The 24,720-nt window shown below is 64.2% G+C and carries 14 protein-coding genes; 5 read left to right on the forward strand and 9 right to left on the reverse strand.

Annotation, left to right across the window (positions count from 1 at the left end; genetic code table 11):
• Window positions 1–77: 77 nt before the first annotated feature.
• Together ndvB and IB267_RS30190 are read right to left on the reverse strand one after the other, a co-directional pair.
• Window positions 78–8,705, reverse strand: a complete 8,628-nt coding sequence (gene ndvB, locus IB267_RS30185; RefSeq protein WP_192451081.1) for a cyclic beta-(1,2)-glucan synthase — start codon at window positions 8,703–8,705, stop codon at window positions 78–80.
• A 360-nt stretch (window positions 8,706–9,065) separates the two neighbouring features.
• Window positions 9,066–9,959: a LysR family transcriptional regulator gene (locus IB267_RS30190; RefSeq protein ID WP_043625779.1), complete on the reverse strand. Its 894-nt coding sequence runs from the start codon at window positions 9,957–9,959 to the stop codon at window positions 9,066–9,068.
• A gap of 113 nt (window positions 9,960–10,072) precedes the next feature.
• Between IB267_RS30190 and IB267_RS30195 the strand changes: the two genes are divergently transcribed.
• The 4 genes from IB267_RS30195 to IB267_RS30210 all read left to right on the forward strand — a co-directional run bounded on the left by IB267_RS30195 (window position 10,073) and on the right by IB267_RS30210 (window position 15,779).
• The gene (locus IB267_RS30195; RefSeq protein WP_192451082.1) at window positions 10,073–11,473 is read left to right on the forward strand and encodes a VOC family protein; all 1,401 of its coding nucleotides are present in this window, start codon (window positions 10,073–10,075) and stop codon (window positions 11,471–11,473) included.
• A 10-nt stretch (window positions 11,474–11,483) separates the two neighbouring features.
• The gene (locus IB267_RS30200; protein ID WP_192451083.1) at window positions 11,484–12,905 is read left to right on the forward strand and encodes an FAD-binding oxidoreductase; all 1,422 of its coding nucleotides are present in this window, start codon (window positions 11,484–11,486) and stop codon (window positions 12,903–12,905) included.
• Window positions 12,906–12,987: 82 nt separating this feature from the next.
• Window positions 12,988–14,520, forward strand: a complete 1,533-nt coding sequence (locus IB267_RS30205; RefSeq protein WP_192451084.1) for an aldehyde dehydrogenase family protein — start codon at window positions 12,988–12,990, stop codon at window positions 14,518–14,520.
• 26 nt (window positions 14,521–14,546) lie between these two features.
• On the forward strand, window positions 14,547–15,779 hold the full coding sequence (locus tag IB267_RS30210; RefSeq protein ID WP_192451085.1) for a pyridoxal phosphate-dependent aminotransferase: 1,233 nt from the start codon (window positions 14,547–14,549) through the stop codon (window positions 15,777–15,779).
• 34 nt (window positions 15,780–15,813) lie between these two features.
• Here the strand turns inward: IB267_RS30210 and IB267_RS30215 are convergent, their stop codons facing one another.
• The gene (locus IB267_RS30215) at window positions 15,814–16,362 is read right to left on the reverse strand and encodes a cupin domain-containing protein (RefSeq protein WP_192451086.1); all 549 of its coding nucleotides are present in this window, start codon (window positions 16,360–16,362) and stop codon (window positions 15,814–15,816) included.
• Between the two features lie 149 nt (window positions 16,363–16,511).
• Between IB267_RS30215 and IB267_RS30220 the strand changes: the two genes are divergently transcribed.
• On the forward strand, window positions 16,512–17,849 hold the full coding sequence (locus IB267_RS30220) for an aspartate aminotransferase family protein (protein ID WP_192451087.1): 1,338 nt from the start codon (window positions 16,512–16,514) through the stop codon (window positions 17,847–17,849).
• Between the two features lie 111 nt (window positions 17,850–17,960).
• Here IB267_RS30220 and IB267_RS30225 read toward each other — a convergent pair whose 3' ends face one another.
• From IB267_RS30225 to IB267_RS30250, 6 genes are all read right to left on the reverse strand, one after another.
• Window positions 17,961–19,226: a glycerate kinase gene (locus tag IB267_RS30225; protein WP_192451088.1), complete on the reverse strand. Its 1,266-nt coding sequence runs from the start codon at window positions 19,224–19,226 to the stop codon at window positions 17,961–17,963.
• A gap of 9 nt (window positions 19,227–19,235) precedes the next feature.
• Complete coding sequence (locus tag IB267_RS30230; protein WP_192451089.1) at window positions 19,236–19,553, reverse strand: Dabb family protein; 318 nt, start codon at window positions 19,551–19,553, stop codon at window positions 19,236–19,238.
• A gap of 8 nt (window positions 19,554–19,561) precedes the next feature.
• Window positions 19,562–21,217, reverse strand: coding sequence for a GMC family oxidoreductase (locus IB267_RS30235; RefSeq protein WP_192451090.1), 1,656 nt, complete (start codon window positions 21,215–21,217; stop codon window positions 19,562–19,564).
• A gap of 103 nt (window positions 21,218–21,320) precedes the next feature.
• Window positions 21,321–22,100, reverse strand: a complete 780-nt coding sequence (locus tag IB267_RS30240; RefSeq protein WP_192451091.1) for a 3-ketoacyl-ACP reductase — start codon at window positions 22,098–22,100, stop codon at window positions 21,321–21,323.
• On the reverse strand, window positions 22,097–23,596 hold the full coding sequence (locus IB267_RS30245) for a GMC oxidoreductase (RefSeq protein ID WP_192451092.1): 1,500 nt from the start codon (window positions 23,594–23,596) through the stop codon (window positions 22,097–22,099). Before IB267_RS30245 ends, IB267_RS30240 begins: the two co-directional genes overlap by 4 nt.
• A 6-nt stretch (window positions 23,597–23,602) precedes the next feature.
• Complete coding sequence (locus IB267_RS30250; protein WP_192451093.1) at window positions 23,603–24,718, reverse strand: ABC transporter ATP-binding protein; 1,116 nt, start codon at window positions 24,716–24,718, stop codon at window positions 23,603–23,605.
• Window positions 24,719–24,720: the final 2 nt, after the last annotated feature.

The raw sequence follows: 24,720 nt of genomic DNA on the forward strand, positions 1-24,720 counted from the left end.
CGCATCTCCGCAAAGAAAGAACCGGCCTTGCCCTTGCGGGAACAAAGCCGGTTTCATCCTGTCTTCAATGCCGGCCGTTACAGCAAAATGCCTTCATGCGCGTTTTTTGTGACACTATTGTTGACGCTGACGATCGGCTCGCCACTTTTCTTGTCGCGCTCAACCGAAATCTTGTGCCGCGCACCATTGAGCGTCACTTCGGCCGAGTAGCCATTCCAGGCCGCCGGCAGCACCGGCCGGATAACCAGTCTGTCACCCTGCCTGCGGATCCCGAGGATGCCTTCGACACCGACGCGGTAGAGCCAGCCGGCCGAACCGGTGTACCAGGTCCAGCCGCCGCGTCCCGCAAGGTCGCCTTCGCCGTAGATATCGGCGGCAACCACATAGGGCTCGACGCGGTAGTGTTCCGCCGCTTCGCGGCTTTCCGCATGGGAAACCGGATTCAGCATGTTGAACACGCGCCAGGCTTCTTCCGCCCTGCCCTGTTCGGCAAAGGCGAGCGCCACCCAGGTGGCCGCATGGGTATACTGCCCACCGTTCTCGCGCACGCCGGGCGGATAGGCCTTGATGTAGCCCGGATCCTGCGCCGTGCGCTCGAGCGGCGGCGTGAACAGCCGCACGATGTGCTGGTCCGGATCGACGAGTTCGGCCATGACCGCATCCATCGCCTTCAGCGAGCGCTGCTCGTCGCCTTCGCCCGAGAGCACGCTCCAGGACTGGCCAATGGAATCGATCCGGCATTCGAGCGCTTCGCTGGTGCCGAGCGGCGTGCCGTCGTCGTAGTAGCCACGGCGATAGTAGTCGCCGTCCCAGCCAGCCGCGTTGAGCGCCGTCTTGAGCGCTTCGAGATGGGCTTCCCAACGGGTGATGCGGGCCTCGTCCTTGCGCTCGCGCGCATAGGGCAGGAAGCCGCGCAGCGTGCCTGCGAGGAACCAGCCGAGCCAGGTGCTTGTGCCCTTGCCGGCCTGGCCGACCCGGTTCATGCCGTCGTTCCAATCGCCGCCAAGGAACAGCGGCAGGCCGTTTTCGCCGGTCCGCTTGATCGCAAGATCGAGGGCACGGGCGCAATGCTCGTAAACGTCGCCAATCTCTTCGGAGATCTCCGGCTTGTAGAAGGCGTCGTGCTGCCCCTCTTCCAGGGCCGGGCCGGTGATGAAGGCGAGCCGTTCCGCCAGGATGTCGGAGGTGCCGGTCACCGTGCAATAGTGGGTGACGGCATGGGCGAGCCAGACGACGTCATCGGAGATCATCGTGCGCACGCCCGCGCCGGTTCCCGGCAGCCACCAGTGCTGTACGTCGCCTTCGACGAACTGGCGCGCCGCGGCGTTGAGGATCTGCGCCCGGGCAAGCTCCGGCCGATGGATCAGGAACGCGAGCGTGTCCTGCAACTGGTCGCGGAAGCCGAAAGCTCCGCTCGCCTGGTAGAATGCCGAGCGCGCCATGATGCGGCACCCGAGGCTCTGATAGGGCAGCCAGTTGTTGATCATGGCATCGAAAGCCGGATCCGGCGTTTCCACCTTCACGATGTCGGTGAAGTCGCGCCAGAACGACTTTGCTGCATCGAGCACGGTATCGAAAGCGGTTTGGCGCAGCTCGCCGACAACGGCGCGAAGCTGCTCTTCATTGTCGGCATCGCCGAGAATGAAGGTGACCTGCCGCTCGGCACCGGGCTCGATCGTCAGATCGGTGGCGACGACCGCGCAAGGATCGCCGTCGACATCGACGGAGCCCGAGAGATCCGCCCCCGAAAGCACGGCCTGCGGCACGAGGATGCCCCCGAGCGAACCGAGGAACTCCCGTCGGCTGGAGGTGTAGCCGGCCGCCTCGCCACCATCGACGGTGAAGAAGGCGGAACGCCCGCCGAAGTCGATGCTGTAGGGGTTGGTCGCCACCAGTGCCGACGTCTCTTCGTCCCACTTCGAGAGAATGAACGGCGCCGAGCGCGCGCGGTTGTTGCCAAGTACCCATTCGGCATAGCCGTAAAGCCGCAGCTGCCGCGCCGTCGCCGCACGGTTGCGGATGGTAAGACGAACGAGCTTGACCGGCAGGCTGCGGTGCACCGTGTGGGTCGCCTCGATGTCGAGGTCGTTCTGGCTGCTGCGGAAGCGCGAGTAGCCGAGCCCGTGAACCGTCTCGAAGACGACCGAACGACGACGCGACAGCGCCGCATAGGGCGTCGACACCGAGCCGCTCGCCATATCGCGGATGAAGATCGCTTCGCCCGGACGGTTGATGACGGTGTCGTTGGTCCAAGGCGTCAGCTGGTAGTCGCGCGAATTGCGGCTCCAGGAGAAGGCAGCGCCTTCGGCCGAAACATGGAAGCCGAACTGCTCGTTGGAGATGACATTGATCCAAGGCTGCGGCGTCGCTTCGCCGCCGCGCAGGCGCACGACGTATTCACGTCCGCCTTCGGCAAAGCCGCCGAAACCGTTCCAGAAGGAGAGATCGTCGCCCTTGATCTCCGCCGGTGCGACATCTGCCGCTTCCTGCGGCGCCGCCAGGAGCGGACCGACGAACTCGCTGCTCTTTTCGGCACCCTTTACCGGCGCCGGCGAATAGAGCGAGTTGGCGCGGGCGATCTGGTCGGAGATCGTGCCGTTGCGGGCATGGAAGACGGCGCGCGAGGCCGACAGCAGCGTCGACCACGTCTCGGCTTCCATCAGGTCGCGGCGCACCGAGAAGATGTGCTGGCGCGGACCGTCCGAGAGGCCGCGAAGCCTCAGGTTCTCGCACATGGAATCGAGCGCGTGCTGCATGTCCTGGGCATAGGACGAGGCGCGCTCGTTGATGATGACGAGATCGGCGGTGATGCCGCGTGCGCGCAGGTATTCCTGGGCGCGCAGCGCCTCTCGGGCGATGCCGAGATCGCCGTCGTCGTTGATGCGCAGGCAGAAGATCGGGTAGTCGCCCGAAATCGCCAGCGGCCAGAGCTTCGACTGGGAATCGAGGCCGGCCTGAACCGTCGCCGAATCGGCACGCAGATGCATGTCCGGATAGACGAGATAGCGGCCGAGCATCTGGAAGCTTGCCGCTTCCTGCGAGGTCACGCCGACATGGCGCATCTGCACCTGGCTGCGGGTCCAGGCGTGGATGAGCTCCTGGTTGAAGGTCTCGGGATGGCGGTAGCGATCGATCGCGCGATCGACCTCCTCGCGGCTTGGGGCAGCGATCGTCCAGAAGACGACGCTGACCTTCTTGCCGGCGGGTACGCGCACGACCCGGCGCAGCGACATGATCGGATCGAGCGTGAAGCCGTCCGTGCCCGAAAGCGCCGCATCCGTATCGAAGGCGGCGGCTTCGGCAAGCGTGCGGCCCGGGCCGATGAAGCGGCGACGGTCGGTCTCGGCTTCCGTATGGCGGTCGCTGCCGGCATTGTCGGTGACGAGATGCGCCACTTCCATGTCCGGATCGCTGGAGCTGCGCTTGTTGCGGCTGACACGAATGACGTCGCCGCGGCGGCTGATTTCCGTGCGCAGGAACATCTTCGAAAACGCCGGGTGGGCGCTGTCGGCCTCGTCGGTCGAAAGCACCGGCTCGGCATAGGAGGTAACTTCGATGAAGCGGTCCTGGGTGCCGGTGTTGAGCAGCATGACACGACGGCCTTCGGCATCGTGCTCGGTGGCGACGATGCACTCGACCTCGCTGGTGAGGTCGCCGACGGTCTTGACGAATTCCGCCTTGTCGTCGCCGAAGCGGGTCAGCATCTTCTCACCGACGGCACGCCGCGGCTCCGCGGTCGCCGACCACCAATCGCCGGTCGTCGTATCGCGTAGGAAGATGAAGGTGCCGGTACGGTCCTCGACCGGATCCGGTTTCCAGCGGGTGACGGACTGGCCGTTCCAGCGCGCATAACCCGCACCGTTGGCCGTCAGCATCACCGAGTAGTGGCCGTTGGAGAGAAACACGGTCTCGCGGTCCTGCGAAAGCGGGTTCTCGATGATGCGGACCTCAGGGCGCAGGAGATCGTCCTGGCCCTTGCCGACCGATTCCGGCTCGCGCTTGGCATTCATGATCGGAATGTCGCGCGGCGCCTTTTCCTGCAGCAGCAGTTCGGCAGCCTCGATCACCGGATCGGCGTGGAACCACTCGCGCAGGCGGCCATTGAAGACGACGTTGGCCACAGCCGCGATCGACATGCCATGATGGTGCGCATAGTAGTTGCGAACGACCGCGCACTTCTGCCCCTCGGGCACGCGCGTCGGCGTGAAGTCGACGGCGTCGTGGTAGCCGTAGGCGCCGAGCGCACCGACCTCGCGAAGACGCCCGAGGTTGGCGAGCGCCGACTTCGGATCGTACATGCAGGCGAGGATCGAGGCGTAGGGCGCGATGACCGCGTTCTGGCCGAGACCACGCTTGAGGCCGAGCGTCGGCACACCGAAGTTGGTGTACTGGTAGGTCAGTTCGTGGTCGCGCGCGTTAAACGCCGCTTCCGAGATGCCCCACGGGGTGCCGAGGCGACGGCCGTGATTGATCTGCTCCTTCACGACCAGATTGTTGGTCTGGTTGAGGATACCGCCCTGACGCTCCTGCATGACCAGCGGCGGCATCAGATATTCGAACATCGAGCCGGACCAGGAGATCAGCGCGCCGCGCGCGCCGATCGGCACGATCGGTCGGCCGAGCTTGTACCAGTGCTCGGTCGGCAGATCGCCCTTGGCGATGGCAAACAGGCTGGTGAGACGCGCTTCCGACGCCAGAAGGTCGTAGCAAGCCTCGTCGAGCTCGTTGGCGTTGACGCGGAAGCCGATCGACAGCAGGCGCCGCTCCGGACGGAAGAGGAAGCCGAAATCCATCGAGAAGGCGATGTCGCGCGCCCGATCCTTCAGCACCAGCAGGCGCTGGCGCAGCGATTCGATTGCGCCGAGGTCGAAGACGCCATCGGCGATATGCGCTTCGCAGGTGGTGACGAGCGAGTTGGCCCACTTCGTCACTTCGCTGCTTTGCGGTGTGCGCACCTCGTGGTCGAGATTGACCGTGAGCTTGTGCATGTCGCGCGCCAGAACGGCCAGGTTGATCACACGGATCGAGGCGAACTCATGTTCGCGCATGATCGCGGCGAGCGCATTCTGGAAGCCGACGATGCGCTCCTCGATCAGGCGGCGCAACGGACGCACCGTCTTGCGGTCGTCGGGCAGGTCGCGCAGCACTTCCTGAAGGATCGCAGCGACGTCGCCGATGCCGATAAGGCTGCCCTGGACATGCGCCGACGGCGCTTCCGCCCAGTCGCGACACATTGACGACACGGCGATCAGATGACCGGCAAGATTGCCGCTGTCGACCGACGAAATGTAGCGCGGTTCCATGGTTTCGAGCGTGTTCGTCCGGTACCAGTTGAACAGGTGGCCGCGATATTTCGGCATCCGGTCGATGGTGGCGATCGTCTGCTCCAGGCGGTTGATCGTCTCCTCGAAGCCGATCCAGCCGAAATCGCGCGCCGACATGACGGAGAGCAGATAGACGCCGATATTGGTCGGCGACGTCCGCTCGGCGAGAACCGGCTGCGGCGTTTCCTGGAAGTTGTCCGGCGGCAGGAAGTGCTGCTCGGCAGTGACGAAGGTCTCGAAGTAGCGCCAGGTGCGGCGCGCGATCAGGCGCATCTCGTCGATCGCCTCGTCGGAAACGACGAGCTGGTCTTCTGTTTCAGCCGACTGGCTGACGAACCAGGCAACGGCGGGCGACAGCGCCCAGAGCAGCGCGAAGGGAATGCCGATGAACGGCAGGCCGGTGTCGGAAATCGCCGCAAGGGCCAGCGAGATCGCCGACAGCGCCGGCGCGATCCACATGGCGCGGTAATAGTCGCCAATGGTGCCGTGGCCGGCGCTTTGCACCTGCGCCGCCGTGCGCCATTCGAGCATCAGCTTGCCGCTGACGAAGGTGCGGTAGAGCGAACGCACGATGGCGTCGCCCATCATCGCCGCATTGTGGGCGATGAAGACGATGCGAAGAGCAACTTGCGCGTTGGCGGCGCGGACTTCGGTCAGGACCGCATGCAGATGCGCGCGGGCGACGATGTCGTTGCGACGCGGCAGGAGGCCGTTGATCAGCGACAGGGTGGGGGCCACGAACAGGCTGAAGATCAGCACGATCTGCCAGATCAGCGCTTCGGTCGGCTCCATGTAGTACCAGCCCATGACCGAGGCGACGAGCCAGGCGAGCGGGATCAGCGAGCGACGCAGGTTGTCGTACATCTTCCAGCGACCGAGCATCGACAGCCCGTTCGAGAAATTGAAGATGTAGGGCAGGAGCTGCCAGTCGCCCCGCGCCCAGCGATGCTGGCGCGACATCTCGACCTCGTAGCGGGTCGGGAAGTCCTCGACGAGCTCGACGTCGGTGACGAGCGCACAGCGCACATAGGACCCTTCGAGCAGGTCGTGGCTGAGAACGGCGTTTTCCTGGATGCGTCCCTTCAGTGCCGCCTCGAAGGCGTCGACATGGTAGAGGCCCTTGCCGGTGAAGCTGCCTTCGCCGGCGATGTCCTGGTAGACGTCGGACACGGTGAAGACATAGGGGTCGATGCCGCGGTTGGAAGAGAAGATGCGCTGGAAGGCGGAGGCTTCGCTGCCGGTCGTCAGCGACGGCGTCACGCGCGGCTGCAACAGGCTGTAGCCGGCGATCACGTCCTGGGTCTTCGGATCGACCACCGGACGGTTGATCGGATGATACATCTTGCCGACGAGCTTCGTCACCGCGTCGCGCATCAGGCGCGTGTCGGAATCGAGCGTCATGACGTATTGCACGTTGTCCGGCACCGTGTTGGCGCCCTGCAGGAACGAGGTATCGCGGTCACCGCGCAGGAGCATGTTCAGCTCGTGCAGCTTGCCGCGCTTGCGCTCCCAGCCCATCCACACGCCTTCCTGCTCGTTATACAGGCGGCGGCGATGCAGCAGGTAGAAGCGGGTCTTGCCGTCATAGGCATAACGCGCCGAAAGCTGGGCGATCTCGCGCTTGGCATAGTCGAGCACGTCGGCGTCGGCGCTCGATTCCTCGTCTTTGCTGTCGGCCCAGTCGCTGACCAGCGCAAAGTAGATCTCTCCGCGCGGGTTGGCGAGGTAATGGACCTCGAGATTGCGCACCAGTTCGTCGACGTGATCGCGCTTGGAAATCAGGCACGGCACCGCAACGAGCGTGCGGGCGTCCTGAGGGATCCCCTCGAGGAACTCGTAGCCGACCAGCCGCGACGGTTTGACAAACAGCGTCACCAGCGTGTTGAACAGGCCCATCGCACCTTCCGAAGCCGGCAGCGCGAAGAGCAGCAGCATGATCAGCTTCGCGCCGTTCGGGATCTCCATCGGGCTGACGAAGGAATAGACGGCGATCATCGCCAGGATGGTCAGAAGGATGTTCGGCCCGGCGATCGCAAACCAGTCGAGCTTGCGGCTGAGGCGAATGATGCTCTGCAGCACCGACGGCCGGTAGCTGATCTTCTTTTCCAGCAGCTTGCGCTGCTTGCCGACGAGGAACGATCCGACATTCGGCTGTTGCAGCGGCGCTTCCGTCTCCGCCGCGACTTCCGCCTCGCGCACCATCTGGATGGCGATCTGCGTCACTTCGAATTCGCTGTGCCCCGAGCGGCGCGCCAGCTTTTCGATCGTGTCGCGGTACTTGTTGCGCGAGCCGAAATCGAGCGCCGCGTAGTCGGAACCTTCACGCAGTGCCGCGTCGATCTTGCTGACACTTTCGAACCAGACGGCCCAGTCGGTGTCGTCGATCTCGCGCAGGCTGCGGATGATGTTGCTCATCGTCGCGTTGCCGGACGACAGGCGGTTCTGCTCGGCGACCAGCGCGCTTTCGACGTCGCTGCCGCGCTTTTCGAGCTGTTCTTCGATCCAGCCGATGACGGCGCCCGAGGTCTGCGACCCATCACGCATGCGGTAGAGCAGCTGCGCGACGAAGGTGTTGTCGGCCGCCAATGCCTCCGATTCCGCAAGCAGCGTGCGCGACTTTTCCGGATCGCTGAGGCGAATGATCTGGTCGGCGACATCGTTGGCCTTGCGCCGCATGCCGCGCGAGCGTTCGACCCGGATGGCAATCCGGCGCAGGTTTTCGATCAGCACGAAGCGCAGGATCGAAGGCAAGGCCCAGAGTTCGCCGATCTTGAAGGTCTCGTGCTTCTGGAAGCCCTCGACCATCGCCGTGATGCTTTCACGCGTCACCGTGCTGTGGGTATGGGCGGCATAGAGCCAGGCGAGCGCCATGGTGCGCGGGATCACCGTGCCCGAAACCGAAAGCGTCGGGAGCTGGCGATAGAACCGGCGCGGGAAATCGCGTCGCACTTCCTGTATCGCCTCTTCGACGACGTGATGGTTGTCGAGCAGCCATTCGGCAGCCGGCGTGATCGTTGCTCCGGCCTCGACGTCCGCGGCCGTCGCCCGGTAGACGCGCAGGATCTCGTTCTCGTTCTCGCGATGCCGCGGACGGAACTCGAACGGGAAGAAACCCGGCAGCGAGGAGACACCCTTGGCCGCGAGATCCTCGCCGCATTGGCGGAGGTCCTCCATCGAGAAGAAGGTGGCGCGGATCGAATCGTTGTAATCGATCTGCTTCGCTTCCGGTTCGCGCGGAGAGGTGGGCGGCGTAGTTTGGAGCTGCATGGGTACGGGTTCTGAATCCAACCGGGGTTGATCGGCCCGGCCCTCGTCGGGGTGCCGGGTTGGCTGCGGACCTGAGAAATCAGGCTGAGCCGGCGCGTTGCTAGACACGGTCATGTGTCCTCCCATCCACCGTCATTTCCCGGGAAACCGGGACCTGGCGGTAACAGGCACCGCCCACGACTGGGCATCGGAGATCGCAAAGCCGGCGGCGCATTGGTTTTCAAGGCCGCGTGATGCATGAAAATGGCATTTTTTAGCCGTGGTGCCAACAGCTTGCAAGGATTGCTCATACAAGATTGGTCGATTTGCGCACAGACGAAACAGGCCGGAACAGGCCGCTGGACGCGCCCCCAATGGCACTAGGATACAGCTCTCTCAAACGCCCTCTTTCAAGCTTCATGCGGGTGGCAGACGAGGCGAAACGTGATGGGGGCGAGGAAGGTTCCCACGAATTTTCGACAAAACGTCGATCGGTCAGCCCACCTGCTCAGTAATCCACTCGCGAAACGCCAGGCTGATCGGGTTTTCGAGCTTGCCCTCGGGCACCGCGAGATAATAGCTGTTTTCCGTCTGCATCGGCCGGTCGAGCACGATCCGCAGCGTGCCGGCGGCAATCTCCTGCTCGATCAGATAGCGCGGCAGAAGCGCAAAACCGAGGCCGGCGGTCGCCGCCTCGATCACCATGGAGAACTGGTCGAAGCGGTTGCCACGATAGGCCCCTCGCCCGTCCATGTCGTTGGCCTCGAACCATTGCGCCCAGAGCTTGGGCCGAGTGGCCAGATGCAGGAGCGGACCGGCGACCAGGTCTTCCGGGGTTGCGATCGGATGGTCAGCGAGCAGGGCAGGGCTTGCGGCCGGCACGATGATCTCGCTGCAGAGGTAGCTGCAGGTGGCGCGTGCCCAGACCGGCTGGCCATAATGAATGGCGAGATCGAAATTCTGCTCTTCGAAATCGAACGGCGCCGAGCGCGAGGCGATGTTGATCACCGTGTCCGGATGGCGCTTGAGGAAGTCGGGAAGGCGCGGCACCAGCCAGCGGCTGCCGAAGGTCGGCAGCGACGCGATCGAGAGCGTCGAATCCGCCCGGGCAGACGCCATCGCCCGCACCATCAGTTCCTCGGTCTGGTTGAGCAGACGGCGCACCTCCGGCAGAAACTTCTGGCCGGCATCGGACAGGATCACCCGCTGGCGCACGCGCTCGAACAGGAGCACGCCGAGCTGGTTCTCGAGATCCTTGATCTGGCGGCTGACAGCGCTCTGGGTAAGGTTCAGCTCGGCGGCGGCCTGCGTGAAGCTGCCGTGTCGCGCCGCGCATTCGAACGCCTGCAGCGTCGTCACGTCGGGAACCAGTCTGCGGCTCAACTTCATTCCGCCCTCGCATCAACATAGTCAGAAGCAACGCAATCAATGGCCAGATCGATCGGATATGATCCGAAATGAGAATGACCTTGTCCTTCACCCATAGCGCGAGGCGAGCCCCAGTGAAAGAGAATAGTTTCGTATCCGCCGACGACATCCGCTCGGCCTTTTCCGCAGCCATGTCGGTCATGTACCGCGAAGAGGTGCCGGCTTACGGCACGCTGATGGAGCTGGTCGCCAAGGTCAACGACGATACGCTCGCCGCCGATCCCAAGCTGAAGGAGCGCCTCGACGCGACGGATACGCTCGACCGCATCTCCGAGGAACGCCACGGTGCGATCCGGCTCGGCACGCCTGCCGAACTTGCGATGATGCGCCGCGTATTCGCCGTCATGGGCATGTACCCGGTCGGCTACTATGATCTCTCGACTGCCGGCGTTCCGGTTCACTCCACCGCCTTCCGTCCGGTCGGCGACGCCGCGCTGAAGCGCAACCCGTTCCGCGTGTTCACCTCGCTGCTGCGCCTCGACCTGATCGCCGACGAAGCGCTGCGCACCGAAGCCGACGTCATTCTGGCTGCGCGCCAGATCTTCACGACGGGCGCCGTCGAGCTCACGGAAAAGGCCGAGCGCGACGGTGGTCTCGACAAGGCCGATGCCGAGCGCTTCGTTTCGGAAGTACTAGAAACCTTCCGTTGGCACGACCAGGCCAATGTCAGCCCTGACATGTACAAGCGCCTGCATGACGCCCATCGCCTGATCGCCGACGTCGTCTCCTTCAAGGGCCCGCACATCAATCATCTCACCCCGCGCACGCTCGACATCGACAAGGTGCAGGCGCTGATGCCGGAATACGCGATTGCCCCGAAGGCCGTCGTCGAGGGTCCGCCGACCCGCAAGTGCCCGATCCTCTTGCGCCAGACCTCGTTCAAGGCGCTCGAAGAGGCGGTCTCCTTCAAAAACGCCGATGGCACCTGGAAGGAAGGTTCGCACACCGCCCGCTTCGGCGAGATCGAACAGCGCGGCATCGCGCTGACCCCGAAGGGCCGCGCGCTCTATGACGACTTGCTCGACGCCTCGCGCAAGATCGTTCGGCCGGCCGCCGACGGTTCCAACGCCCGCGAATACGAAGCGGCGCTTGCAGGGGCTTTCGAGCCGTTCCCGGACACCTGGGCAGGCATCCGCGAAGCCGGACTCGGCTATTTCAGCTATTCGCTGACGGAAAAAGGCCGCAAGGCTGGCATCTCTGCTGCACGCGACATCGAAGCGCTGATCGCAGCCGGCCTCGTTCAGTTCGACGCGATCGTCTACGAAGACTTCCTGCCGGTCAGCGCCGCGGGTATCTTCCAGTCGAACCTCGGTGACGGCGCCCAGCAGGACTTTGTTGCCAGCCCGAACCAGAAGCGCTTCGAGAGCGATCTCGGCGCGACCGTGCTCAACGAGTTCGATCATTATGCCGGCATCGAGCAGGCTTCGATCGAAAGCTGCCTCCGGGTCTTGACCGGCGCCATCGCTGCGGAATGATACTGATCCTATGATCGATCAACTGCACATCGACGCGCTCACTGGCATCCTTGGAGACAAGGGTGTCTTGACGCGTCCTGAAGACCTGGAAGCCTATGAGACCGGCGCGCGCTACGATCGCGGCCGGACCTCGCTCGTTCTGCGGCCGGCAACGACCGAAGAGGTCTCTGCTGCCGTCGCCTACTGCGTTGCGAACGGCATTGCGCTGATCCCGCAGTCCGGCAACACCGGGCTTGTCTCCGGTTCGACCCCGGATCAGTCGGGCGACGAAGCCATCCTCAGCCTCGACCGGCTGGCAAAGCGGTTCGAACTCGACCTCGACAACCGCTCTGTGCGGCTCGACGCCGGTTTCCGGCTGTCCGATCTCAACCGGCGGCTGGAAGAACACGGCCTGTTCTTCCCGATCGACCTCGGCGCCGACCCGCGCATCGGCGGCATGATCGCCACCAATACCGGCGGTTCGCGGTTCCTCAAATACGGCGACGTGCGCCGCAACACGCTCGGCCTCAAGGTCGTTCTTGGCGACGCGGACGGAACCGTGCTCGACCTGCAATGCGACCTGCGCAAGAACAACACCGGCGTCGATTGGAAACAGATCTTCGTCGGCACCTCGGGCGCCTTCGGCATCGTCACCGAATGCGTCTTGAACCTCGAGCGCCTGCCGCAGCAGACCGCGACCGCCCTGCTCGTTCCGGCGAGCGGCGCCCATGTGCTGCCGCTGCTGCGCGCCATGGAAGAACGCCTCGGCGCTTATCTTTCGGCCTTCGAGGGCATGTCGAAGAACGCCGTAACGGCCGCCTTTGCCCATGTGCCGTCGATGAAGAACCCGTTCCAGGGCGGTAACGTCCCTGACTACGTCATCCTCGCCGAAATCAGCCGCACCTGGGCACCGCGCGAGGGCGAACTGTCGCTCGACGCCGTGCTGGAGACGGCGCTCGCCGAGATCTGGGAGATGGAGGAGGCACCGCTCGCCGATGCCTTCGTCGGCCCGCCGCACGAGATCTGGGCGCTGCGCCACGCACTGTCCGAGGGCGTCAAGCATCTCGGCAAGCTGATCGCCTTTGACGTCTCCTTCCGAAGGGGTGACATCATGGCCTTCTGCGACCATATGAAGGCCGAAATGCCCTCGAAATTCCCTGATGTCACCGTCTGCGATTTCGGTCATATCGGCGACGGCGGCGTGCACTTCAACCTCGTCGTGCCGAAGGACAGCGACCTTCTCAAGGACGAGACCTTCGAACCGCGGCTGCGCGAGTGGGTTTTCGCAGTCGCCGTCGAGGAGTACCACGGCAGCTTCAGCGCGGAACACGCGATCGGCCGCCGCAATCAGGCCTATTACGACTTTTATACACCAGACAAACTCAAGGACATGGCCGCAGGCCTGAAGACGCTGACCTCGCCGGGAAAGCTCGGCAGCGTGCGTTTCGGATAGGCCAGGGCGAAATACTGTGTGCGGTTTTCCGCCCCATACCGCTCCATCGAATGATCTAAACCAATAAGACGGGAGTCAGACCATGAACATCGCAACCAAGAAAGTCGACGTGACCAAGGAAGCCGCAGCGCTTCTCGAAAAGATGGGCGTCGCCAAGGAACTCTACACCGGCGGCGACATGCCGTCCTTCAGCCCGGTTACCGGCGAAAAGATCGGCAACCTCAAGACGGTTTCGGCTGCTGAAGCTGCCGCCAAGATCGAAAAGGCCCATGAAGCCTTCAAGGCCTGGCGCCTGGTTCCGGCGCCGAAGCGCGGCGAACTGATCCGCCTGCTCGGCGAAGAACTGCGCGCCTTCAAGTCTGACCTTGGCCGCCTGGTTTCGATCGAAGCCGGCAAGATCACCTCGGAAGGCCTCGGCGAAGTCCAGGAAATGATCGACATCTGCGATTTCGCAGTCGGCCTTTCCCGCCAGCTCTACGGCCTGACAATCGCCACCGAACGTCCCGGCCACCGCATGATGGAAACCTGGCACCCGCTCGGCGTCGTCGGCGTCATCTCGGCCTTCAACTTCCCGGTCGCCGTCTGGTCGTGGAACGCGGCACTTGCCATCGTCTGCGGCAACTCCGTCGTCTGGAAGCCGTCTGAAAAGACGCCGCTCACGGCGCTTGCCTCGCAGGCGATCTTCGAGCGCGCACTCGCCCGCTTCGGCGATGCGCCGGAAGGCCTGTCGCAGGTCCTGATCGGCGACCGCACCGTCGGTGAAGTTCTCGTCGACAACCCGAAGGTACCGCTCGTTTCGGCAACCGGCTCGACCCGCATGGGCCGCGACGTCGGTCCGCGCCTTGCCAAGCGCTTCGCCCGCGCGATCCTCGAACTCGGCGGCAACAATGCCGGCATCGTCTGCCCGTCGGCCGATCTCGACATGGCGCTGCGCGCCATCGCCTTCGGCGCCATGGGCACCGCCGGCCAGCGTTGCACCACCATGCGCCGCCTGTTCGTGCATGAAAGCGTCTACGACCAGCTCGTTCCGCGCCTGAAGAAGGCCTACGGTTCGGTCTCCGTCGGTAACCCGCTCGAAACCACCGCCCTCGTCGGCCCGCTCGTCGACAAGGCTGCCTACGACGGCATGCAGAAAGCGATCGCTGAGGCGAAGTCGCATGGCGGCACCGTCACCGGCGGCGAACGCGTCGAGCTCGGCTACGACAACGGCTACTACGCCAAACCCGCTCTGGTCGAAATGCCCAAGCAGGCCGGGCCGGTTCTCGAAGAAACCTTCGCGCCGATCCTCTACGTCATGAAGTACAGCGACTTCGACGCCGTCGTTGCCGATCACAATGCGGTCGCAGCCGGTCTGTCGTCCTCGATCTTCACCCGCGACATGCAGGAATCCGAACGCTTCCTCGCCGTCGACGGTTCGGATTGCGGTATCGCCAACGTCAACATCGGCACCTCGGGCGCCGAAATCGGTGGCGCCTTCGGCGGTGAGAAGGAAACCGGCGGTGGTCGTGAATCCGGTTCGGACTCGTGGAAGGCCTACATGCGCCGCGCCACCAACACGGTGAACTATTCGAAGGCCCTGCCGCTGGCGCAGGGCGTGTCGTTCGACATCGAATAATCGGCGCACCCAGGTAGGTAGAGACCATGACCATCAACGCAACGGTCAAGGAGGCGGGCTTTGAGCCCGCCTCGCGGATCTCCTCGATCGGAGTGTCCGAAATCCTCAAGATCGGCGCCCGCGCGCAGGCCATGAAGCGCGAAGGCAAGCCGGTCATCATCCTCGGTGCGGGCGAACCGGATTTCGACACGCCCGACTTCGTCAAGGACGCCGCCTGCGAGGCGATCAAGCGCGGTGACACCAAGTACACCGCCCTCGACGGCACGCCGGAACTGAAGAAGGCGATCCGCGAAAAGTTCCAGCGTGAAAACGGCCTTGCCTACGAGCAGGACGAGATCACGGTTTCGACCGGCGCCAAGCAGATCCTGTTCAACGCCATGATGGCGTCGATCAACCCCGGCGACGAAGTGGTCATCCCGACGCCCTACTGGACCTCCTATTCGGATATCGTCCAGATCTGCGAAGGCAAGCCGGTGCTGATCCCCTGTGACGCCTCCTCCGCCTTCCGGCTGACGGCCGACAAGCTCGAGGCCGCAATTACACCTAAGACGCGCTGGGTGCTCTTGAATTCGCCGTCAAATCCGTCGGGTGCCGCCTATAGCGCGAGCGACTATCGGCCGCTGCTCGACGTGCTCCTCAAGCATCCGCATGTATGGCTGCTGGTCGACGACATGTACGAGCACATCGTCTATGACGGCTTCCGCTTCGTCACGCCGGCCCAGCTCGAGCCCCGGCTCAAGGACCGCACGCTGACGGTCAACGGCGTCTCCAAGGCCTATGCCATGACCGGCTGGCGCATCGGCTATGCCGGCGGCCCGCGTGACCTGATCAAGGCGATGGCCGTGGTCCAGAGCCAGGCGACCTCCTGCCCCTCCTCCGTCAGCCAGGCCGCTTCCGTTGCCGCGCTGACCGGCCCGCAGGAGTTCCTCAAGGAACGCACCGCCAGCTTCCAGCGCCGCCGCGATCTCGTCGTCAATGGCCTCAACGCCATCGATGGTCTCGACTGCCGCGTTCCGGAAGGCGCCTTCTACACCTTCTCCGGCTGCGCCGGCATGCTCGGCAAGGTCACGCCGTCGGGCAAGACGATCGCAACGGATACGGACTTCTGCGCCTACCTGCTCGACGACGCCCATGTCGCCGTCGTTCCGGGCTCGGCCTTCGGTCTCTCGCCGTTCTTCCGCATCTCCTATGCGACCTCTGAAGCGGAACTGAAGGAAGCGCTGAAGCGCATCGCAGACGCCTGCGCGCGGCTTTCGTGACGAACTCCGGACGGCGCATCAGCGCCGTCCGCCCTCAAAACGTCGGCGGCGTACAAGCGCTGATCACTTCGCAGGGCACCGGCCCGACGCAGCGAAAACGATGCGGCCGCCGGCTTTCAAAATAATAGGCATCCCCCGGTCCCAGGATCCGCCGCTCATCGTCGACGGTGACCTCGATACGGCCCGACAACACGATGCCCCCCTCCTCGCCGTCATGCACCAGCGGCACCTTTCCGGTATCGGCGCCCGGCTGATAGACCTCCTTCAGGATCTGCAGGCTGCGGCCGAAGAGATTTTCGCCGATCTGCCGGTAGGAGATCGGCCCCTTGCCGATCTCGACCAGTTCCTCCGCCGCATAGAACGCCTTGCGCGGCTTCTCCGGCTCGAAGGAGAAGAACTCCGCAAGCCCGATCGGAATGCCGTCGAGAATACGCTTCAGCGCACCGACGGAAGGATTGGAGGCGTTCGACTCGATCAGCGAGATCGTCGAATTGGTGACGCCGGCGCGCTTGGCCAGTTCGCGCTGCGACAGATTGTGCATCAGGCGGAGATGACGAAGCCGGTTTCCGATATCGACGGTCATATGATCCGAACCCTTGGTGTTCAGGTTGTTCGAAATAGCGCAAACACGATGAAACAGCGTGATTTATTTCAATGACTTAACTGACAGCAGAAAAGGACTTGTTTGGCAAATCAAATCATGGCGTCAATCGCCAACCTCAGGAGGATGCCATGAACCAGCACACCAAACCCAACGCCCCCGTTCTCGACAGCTATTGGATGCCGTTTACCGCCAACCGGCAGTTCAAGCAGGCCCCGCGCCTGCTGGCCTCGGCCGAGGGCATGCACTACACCAGCACCGATGGCCGCACGATCCTCGACGGTACCGCCGGGCTCTGGTGTGTGAATGCCGGCCATGGCCGCCGCCAGATCGCCGCCGCCGTCGAGCGCCAGCTGTCTACGATGGATTTCGCCCCCTCCTTCCAGATGGGCCACCCGATCGCCTTCGACTTTGCCGAGCGCCTCGCCGAAATCGCTCCGGGTCCTGAAGGACAGAAGCTCGACCGCGTGTTCTTCACCGGCTCCGGTTCGGAATCGGTAGACACGGCGCTCAAGATCGCGATCGCCTACCAGCGTGCGATCGGCCAGGGCACCCGCACCCGCCTCATCGGCCGCGAGCGCGGTTATCACGGTGTCGGCTTCGGCGGCATCTCGGTCGGCGGTATCCTCAACAACCGCCGCGTCTTCCCGCAGCTTCCCGGTTCCGACCACCTGCGCCACACCCATGACCCCGCCAAGAACGCCTTCGTCAAGGGCCAGCCCGATCACGGCGCCGAGCTTGCCGACGATCTCGAGCGGCTGGTGGCGCTGCATGGCGCCGAGACCATCGCCGCCTGCATCGTCGAGCCGGTCGCCGGCTCGACCGGCGTGCTCATCCCCCCGAAGGGCTATCTCGAGCGCCTGCGCGCCATCTGCGACAAGCACGGCATCCTCCTGATCTTCGACGAGGTCATCACCGGCTTCGGCCGCCTGGGCGCAGCCTTCGCGACCGACTTCTTCGGCGTGACCCCCGATATGGTGACGGCGGCCAAGGGCCTCACCAACGGCGCGATCCCGATGGGCGCGGTCTTTGCCAGCCGCAAGGTGCATGACGCGCTGATGCACGGTCCGGAAAACGCGATCGAGCTTTTCCACGGCTACACCTACTCCGGCCATCCGGCCGCCTGCGCCGCCGGTATCGCGACGCTTGACATCTACCGCGACGAGGGCCTGATGACCCGCGCCGTCGAGCTCCAGGACGCCTGGCACGATGCCATGCATTCGCTGAAGGGCCTGCCCAACGTCATCGATATCCGCACGATCGGCCTGATCGCCGGCATTGAGCTGCAGTCGCGCGACGGCGCAATCGGTGCCCGCGCCTACGACGTCTTCGTTGATTGCTTCGAGAAGGGTCTGCTGATCCGCGTCACCGGCGACATCATCGCCTTCTCGCCGCCGTTGATCGCCGAAGAGAAGCACTTTGGCGAGATCGTCTCGATCCTTGGCGACGCTCTGAAGCGCGCCAAGTAAGTCGAAACGCCGCAAATCAAAACAACGCCGCTGCCGAAGATCTCGGCGGCGGCGTTGTCATTTCAGGTACAGTGCTGAATCCGGCTAACGTCTCGACAGAAGAGCCGCACCCTAGCGGATCAACAGCGCCCGGAAATCGTTGACGTTCGTTCCGGTCGGGCCCAATACGAACAGATCGCCGCTCGCCGAAAAGGCCGACCAGGCGTCGTGACGGGCGAGATGGAGCCGCGGGTCGAAACCTGCCGCCCGCATGCGCGCGATGCTCTGCCCATCCGCAAAGGCGCCGGCATTGTCTTCCGAACCGTCGATGCCATCCGTATCGGCGGCAAGTGCATCGATGCCTGCAACACCATCGATGTCGAGCGCCAGCGACAGCAGGAATTCGCTGTTGCGCCCGCCCTTGCCATAGTCCTCACCGGAGATCGTCACCGTCGTTTCGCCGCCGGATAAAAGCACGACCGGCTTGGCGAAGGGACGATTCCTCAGCGCCACTTCGCGAGCAAGGGCTGCATGCATGCGACCGATGTCGCGTGCTTCGCCTTCGATCGCATCGGAGAGGATATGCGCCTCAATGCCCAGTTCCCGCGCCTTGGCCGCGGCCGCTTCCAATGAGACGCTTGCCGAGGCGATGACGTGGCACGCATGCCCGGCAAACCGCGCATCATCGGGGGCAGGCGCTGATGCTGTCTCCGAGCGCAGATGGGCGATGACAGCATCCGGCAGTTCCATTCGGTAGCGGGCGACGATGTCGAGTGCTTCCACCGCTGTGCTACGATCCGGAACGGTCGGCCCAGAGGCGACGAAGGCCGGGCTATCGCCGGGTACGTCCGAAACGACGAGACTGACGACACGAGCCGGGAAGGCGGCGGCAGCGAGGCGACCGCCCTTGATGCGCGAGACGTGCTTGCGCACGACGTTCATCGCCGAGATCGGCGCGCCAGAGGCCAGCAGCGCTTTGTTGACGGCGATCTCGTCAGCGAGGGTCAAGCCTTCAGGCGGCGCCGGCAGCAGGGCCGAGCCGCCACCGGAGATCAGCGCAATGACGAGGTCGTCCGCCGTCAGACCTGCAACCGCCTTCAGCAAGACATCCGACGCGGCAAGCCCCGCCTCATCCGGCACCGGATGGGCCGACTGCAGCACCGTGATTGTCGCGCAATGTTCGATCGGTCCATGGCGCGCCACCACCGTGCCGGAGAAGGGATGCTTCCAGAGTTTCTCGAAAGCGGCTGCCATCTGGCTTGCCGCCTTGCCGGCGCCGACCACCACGGTCCGCCCTTTCGGCGGCTCGGGCAGATGCGCCTTGATCGCCTCATAGGGATCGGCGGCCCGCACGGCGGCCTCGAAGAGCTCTGTCAGGAAGGGACGCGCTTCGACCATCGCTGCCACTCAGCCGGCAATTTCGAGGTCGTAGACGAAGATGCCGGCAATGCCGCCTTCGGCGGCCGCCACGATCTTGGCGCCGGTCCTGCGGTGCTCCTCGTCCTCCAGATAGGCGTCGCGCGCGGCCGCATCGGTGAAGTCGACGATGAAGCCTTCGCCAAAGCCCTTGTCCATGCCCACTTCCGGGCTGACGTTGCTGCCAATATGGGCCGCCATGAAGCCGGGTAGCCGGGACTTCAGCGCGGATATCTCGGCAAAAATCGCCGCCTTCTCGCCACGTGTGATTTCAGGGCGGAAGCGGATAAAGACGCAGTGGCGGATCATGGAGGACCTCAACGGATATCGGCGCGGGCGCGCGGGCGGCTGTCGTTGCGTTCGTGGGCGAAGATCGCCGGCGGCAGGGGTTGGCGCTCACGGATGATATCGGCGCCCTTCTCACCCATCATGATCGTCGGCCCATTGGTGTTGCAAGAGGGAACGCGCGGCATCACCGAGCTGTCGCAGACGCGAAGGCCTTCGAGCCCTCGCACTTTCAAGTCCAGCCCGACTACGGCCGAGGCATCCGTCCCCATCTTGCAGGTGCCGACAGGGTGATGATCGGTCTTGGCGTTGGCGCAGCCGTATTCGAAGAACTGCTCGTCGCTCATGACCGAGTTGCCCGGCAGGCGCTCCGCCAGAACGAAGGGCTTCAGTGCCGCCTGCTGCATGATCTCGCGGGCGATCTTCAAGCCCTCGATCGACATCTTGCGGTCGTGCGGATCCTCCCAGTAGTTGGGGTCGATCAGCGGTGCTGCCGCCGCATCGGAAGACGAGAGCCGCACCGTGCCGCGCGAGCGCGGATGCAGATAGGCGGAATTCAGCGTCACGCCGGCATTCTTCAGCTTCTCGACGCCCGCCTCGATGCCGGAGCCGAGACCGAGATGAAACTGGATATCCGGCGAACGGGCGTTCGGATCGGCGTACCAGAAACCGCCGGTCTCAAACAGCGAGGACGCCACCGGGCCTGAGCGGAAGAGCACATACTGCAATCCAGCCCATAGCGTACGATGGAGTTTCGCTACACCGTCATAAGTGTGGTCGCCGGTGCACTCCGAGATCACGAAGAGATCGAGATGATCCTGCAGATTGCCGCCGACGCCGGGCAGGTCGTGTTTCACCGAGACGCCCACCGATTTCAGGTGATCGGCCGGCCCGATGCCGGACTGCAAAAGCAGCTTCGGCGAACCGATGGCGCCGGAGGTTACGAGCACCTCGCGATCCGCCCGGATGATCTCGCTGCCCTTGGCCGAGACGACTTCGACGCCGACGGCGCGAGTGCCTTCGAGCACGATCCGCGCCACGCGCGCGCCGGTGCGGACCGTCAGATTGCGGCGGTCCTTGATCGGCGAGAGATAGGCGAGCGACGCACTCGACCGGCGGCGGTTGCGCTGGGTGAGCTGGTAGAAGCCGACACCCGCCTGCTGGCGGCCGTTGAAATCGTGATTGTAAGGAATGCCGAGTTCCTGTCCGGCGCGGATATAGGCGTCGCAGATCGGCAGCGCCGCCGTGGGCATCGAGACACCGAGCGGTCCGCCATAGGCATGGTAGTCGTCGGCAAAGCGCTGGTTGTCTTCCGAGCGTTTGAAATAGGGAAGCACGCTGCGATAGTCCCAGCCGGTGCAGCCGTCCTCGGAGGCCCAGAGGTCGTAGTCGGCAGCGTTGCCACGGGTATAGAGCTGGGCATTGATCGACGAGCCGCCGCCGATCACCTTGGCCTGAGTGTAACGCAGCACTCTGCCCTTCATGTGCTTCTGCGGCACGGTCTCCCAGCCCCAGCTGGCGACGCCCTTGGTCATTTTGGCAAAACCGGCCGGCATGTGGAACAGCGGGTTCCAGTCGCCGCCACCGGCTTCGAGCAGAAGCACGCGAACCGATGGGTCCTCGGAGAGGCGATTGGCGAGAACGCAGCCGGCCGGGCCGGCGCCGGTGATGATGTAGTCGTAGCTCATTCCCTGTCGTCCCTCCGCCGCCATCTATTTGGAACGTTCCAAATTTTCGACGTGTTCAACTCAAACCCTGCCCGCTTGCGAGCCTCAAAAGTCCTGCCTGTTCCTAGAGACGGCCGATCGACAGCCCGCCATCCGCCTGGATGACCGAGCCGGTGGCAAAGGCGAATTTGCCGCCGGCAAGCCCGGCCGCGATATTGCCGATATCGTCGGGCTCGCCCCAGCGCCGCATCGGCACCAGTCCGCCATCAATCAAGCCATCGTATTTCGCCGAGACGCCGGCGGTCATGTCGGAGCGAATGATGCCCGGACGGATCTCGAAAACCGAGATGCCGGTATTGGCAAGCCGAAGCGCCAGCCCCTGGCTGAAGGCGGCAAGCCCGGCCTTGGTCATGCAATAGTCGAGCCGCTCCGGCGAGGTCATCGTCGCCGAAACCGAGGTGATGTTGATGATCGAGCGCGGCGTTCGGTCTGCCGGGTCGGTCAGCATCGAAACGAGCACGGCCTGGGTGAAAAACACCGTACCGCGCAGATTGGTGGCGACGATCGTGTCGAAGTTTTCCGGCAGCATATCGAGGAAATCACCCCGCACCACCGAGGCAATACCAGCATTGTTGACGAGGCAGCGGATCGGGCCGAGCTCGGCGCGGACGCGCTCGACCGTCGCCGCATGACCGCCGACATCGGCCAGATTCGCCTCGATGTAGATGGCCCGTCCATGCTCACCGGATAGTTCCGATAGCGTCTGGGCGGTCGTCGCGTCTGCCGCACCCAGGCCGGTAAGCGCAATGTCGAAGCCCTCGCGGGCGAGCGCGCGGGCGACGCCGAGACCGATGCCGCGGCGGCCGCCGGTGACGATGGCGACGGGACGCGTCGATGACGTCATGATCGGATCTCCTTCGCAAGGATATGGTCGGCGACCCTGAGCGCCTGGGCAGCAACCGTCAGCGCCGGATTGACGGCCGCCGATGTCGGCAGGCAGCCGGCGTCGACGACAAAGAGGTTGGGATGGTCGAAGGCGCGGCAATAGACGTCGAGCGGCGCGTCCTTCGGGTCTTTGCCCATCCGCACCGTCCCGCACTGATGCGACGGCGTGCGCTTGTCGAAGGGCTGAGAGAGCACGATCGGATAGCCGGCCGCCTTGAAGTGCGCGCGCATTTTCGCTTCAAGACTGGAAAGCGCCTCCATGTTAGAGCGCCGCCACTGCATGATGATGCCCTTGCCGTCGACCATGATGCGGCCTTCCGGGTTCGGTAGGTCCTCCGTCATCATGTACCAGTCGATCGCATGGCCGGCCATGAGGTCGAAGGCGAAGCGTGGGCCCCAGACCGGCGCATTGGCCTTCAGGATGTCGCCGTTGATCTTGCCGAGAAGCTGGACGTTGCCGAGCGGCAGACCGTCCCGGCCGCCGGTCAGGTAGTAGTCGTTCAGCATCAGCGTTTTCTGGTAGATGCTGTCGTTGCGCTTGAACGGGTTGATTGCCAGCATGGCGCTGCAATTGTGGTTCATGAAGTTGCGGCCGACCTGGTCGGAGGCGTTGGCAAGCCCTTTGCCGTCGCGGGAGCGCAACAGGATGGCAGCGGAATTGATCGCGCCGGCCGACAGGATCACCAGCTTCGGCGACAGCGTCTTCTTCTCGCCCCTGTGGGTGTAGTGGATCGCCTCGATCCGACCACCCGGGCCTGCCTCCAGCGTGTCGACATGCGCCGAGGTGATCAGCTCGATGTTCGGATCCTTCAGCGCGACGGCGAGCGATGCGGTTTCGGCATCCTTCTTGCCGTTGCCGGTGTTCGGGAACCCGTCCCAGGGCGTGCGCCCGCCGGCAAGCCACGTGTCGATATCGACGCCGAGCGGCAAGGTCGCCGGATGTAGCCCCTGCGCCTTCAACTCGGCACGGGCACGGGCGATGGCCGGCTCGTCCGGCACCGGGCCGAAAGCATACGGGGAGCTATGGAACGGTTCCGTCGGGTCGTCCCCCAGTTCGCCGCGCACCTCGAACAGCTGCTCGGCCTTGCCGTACCACGGTTCCAGCTCTTCATAGGGGAAGGGCCATGCCGGCGAAACACCTCCGAGATGCTGCATCTCGGTGAAATCCTCGGCCCGGTAGCGCAAAAGCACCGCGCCGAAGAGCTTGGAATTGCCGCCGACGAAATAGAAGTTGCCCGGATTGAACGCGGTCCCGTCGGGCTCGCGCCACATCTCCTTCGGTCGGAAATGGCCCTTGACGAAGATCGAACTGTAGCTGCGCGCCTCCGGCGTGTCGGGCAGGCGCTCGCCACGCTCGAGGATGGCGATGCGGGCACCGGAGCCGACAAGCCCCGCCGCAAGCGTGGAGCCGCCGATCCCCGACCCGATGATGACGATGTCCGGCTGCTCCTGCATGATCGGTTACGCGATCCGCTGCTGGCTCTGCGGGTCGAAGAACACCGCCTTGTCGAGGTTGAAGGCAAGCCGCGACGTTTGGCCGGCCGCGATGCGGGCATCCGCCCTCAGCCGGGCAACGATTTCCTTGCCGCCGAGACGGGTGACCGCAAAGGTGTCGGAACCGGCCGGCTCGACCACTTCGATCAGGCATTCGCCCTCGGCAACCACCTTGGCGTTGCGGTCGGCGCCGTCAGGATCGGTCAGCGCTTCCGGGCGGATGCCGAAGACGACATCCTTGCCGGCATAGGCCGACAGCGCACCGTTGGCCTGCGGCACCGCGAGTTTCAGCGGCTCGGCATTCGGGCGCGCCAGCGCAACCGCGATATCGGAGCCGCTCTTCTCGATGCGCGCGGTCAAAAGGTTCATCGCCGGCGAGCCCATGAAGTCAGCGACGAACATGTTGGACGGGTTGTTGTAGATCTCGGCCGGCGTGCCGAACTGCTGCAGCACGCCGTCCTTCAGAACGGCGATCTTCGTCGCCAGCGTCATCGCCTCGATCTGGTCATGGGTCACGTAGACGATCGTCGTTTTCATGCGGTTATGCAGCCGCTTGATCTCGGTGCGCATGTCGACGCGCAGCTTGGCATCGAGGTTGGACAATGGTTCGTCGAACAGAAAGACCTGCGGGTTACGCACCAGCGCCCGGCCCATGGCGACGCGCTGGCGCTGACCACCGGAGAGCTGGCTCGGCTTGCGGTCGAGCAGATGGCCGATCTGCAGCATGTCCGCCACCTGCTTGATCGCCTTATCGCGCTCGTCCTTCGGCACGCCGCGGATTTCCATGCCGAAGGCGATGTTTCCGGCGACCGTCATGTTCGGGTAGAGCGCGTAGGACTGGAACACCATGGCGATGTCGCGCTTCGAGGGATGCAGATCGGCAACCGAGCGACCGTTGATGGCGATCTCGCCCGATGTGATCGGCTCCAGACCGGCAATGGTGTTGAGAAGTGTGGACTTGCCGCAGCCGGAGGGGCCGACCAGCACTAGGAAGCCGCCTTCTTCGATCTCCAGGTTGATATCCTTCAGGATCTCGAGCGAGCCATAGGATTTGCGCAGGTTGCTGATTTTCAAGAAAGACATGA

The organism is Ensifer sp. ENS09 (assembly GCF_014852425.1).
Lineage (GTDB): Bacteria > Pseudomonadota > Alphaproteobacteria > Rhizobiales > Rhizobiaceae > Ensifer.

Excerpts from the sequence above, each read along its gene's own strand:
- ndvB (WP_192451081.1), bottom strand. The coding sequence starts at position 8,705 with ATGACCGTGTCTAGCAACGCGCCGGCTCAGCCTGATTTCTCAGGTCCG.
- IB267_RS30240 (WP_192451091.1), bottom strand. The coding sequence starts at position 22,100 with ATGACGTCATCGACGCGTCCCGTCGCCATCGTCACCGGCGGCCGCCGC.
- IB267_RS30225 (WP_192451088.1), bottom strand. The coding sequence starts at position 19,226 with ATGGTCGAAGCGCGTCCCTTCCTGACAGAGCTCTTCGAGGCCGCCGTG.
- IB267_RS30235 (WP_192451090.1), bottom strand. The coding sequence starts at position 21,217 with ATGAGCTACGACTACATCATCACCGGCGCCGGCCCGGCCGGCTGCGTT.
- IB267_RS30230 (WP_192451089.1), bottom strand. The coding sequence starts at position 19,553 with ATGATCCGCCACTGCGTCTTTATCCGCTTCCGCCCTGAAATCACACGT.
- IB267_RS30210 (WP_192451085.1), top strand. The coding sequence starts at position 14,547 with ATGACCATCAACGCAACGGTCAAGGAGGCGGGCTTTGAGCCCGCCTCG.
- IB267_RS30200 (WP_192451083.1), top strand. The coding sequence starts at position 11,484 with ATGATCGATCAACTGCACATCGACGCGCTCACTGGCATCCTTGGAGAC.
- IB267_RS30190 (WP_043625779.1), bottom strand. The coding sequence starts at position 9,959 with ATGAAGTTGAGCCGCAGACTGGTTCCCGACGTGACGACGCTGCAGGCG.
- IB267_RS30215 (WP_192451086.1), bottom strand. The coding sequence starts at position 16,362 with ATGACCGTCGATATCGGAAACCGGCTTCGTCATCTCCGCCTGATGCAC.
- IB267_RS30205 (WP_192451084.1), top strand. The coding sequence starts at position 12,988 with ATGAACATCGCAACCAAGAAAGTCGACGTGACCAAGGAAGCCGCAGCG.
- IB267_RS30250 (WP_192451093.1), bottom strand. The coding sequence starts at position 24,718 with ATGTCTTTCTTGAAAATCAGCAACCTGCGCAAATCCTATGGCTCGCTC.
- IB267_RS30245 (WP_192451092.1), bottom strand. The coding sequence starts at position 23,596 with ATGCAGGAGCAGCCGGACATCGTCATCATCGGGTCGGGGATCGGCGGC.
- IB267_RS30220 (WP_192451087.1), top strand. The coding sequence starts at position 16,512 with ATGAACCAGCACACCAAACCCAACGCCCCCGTTCTCGACAGCTATTGG.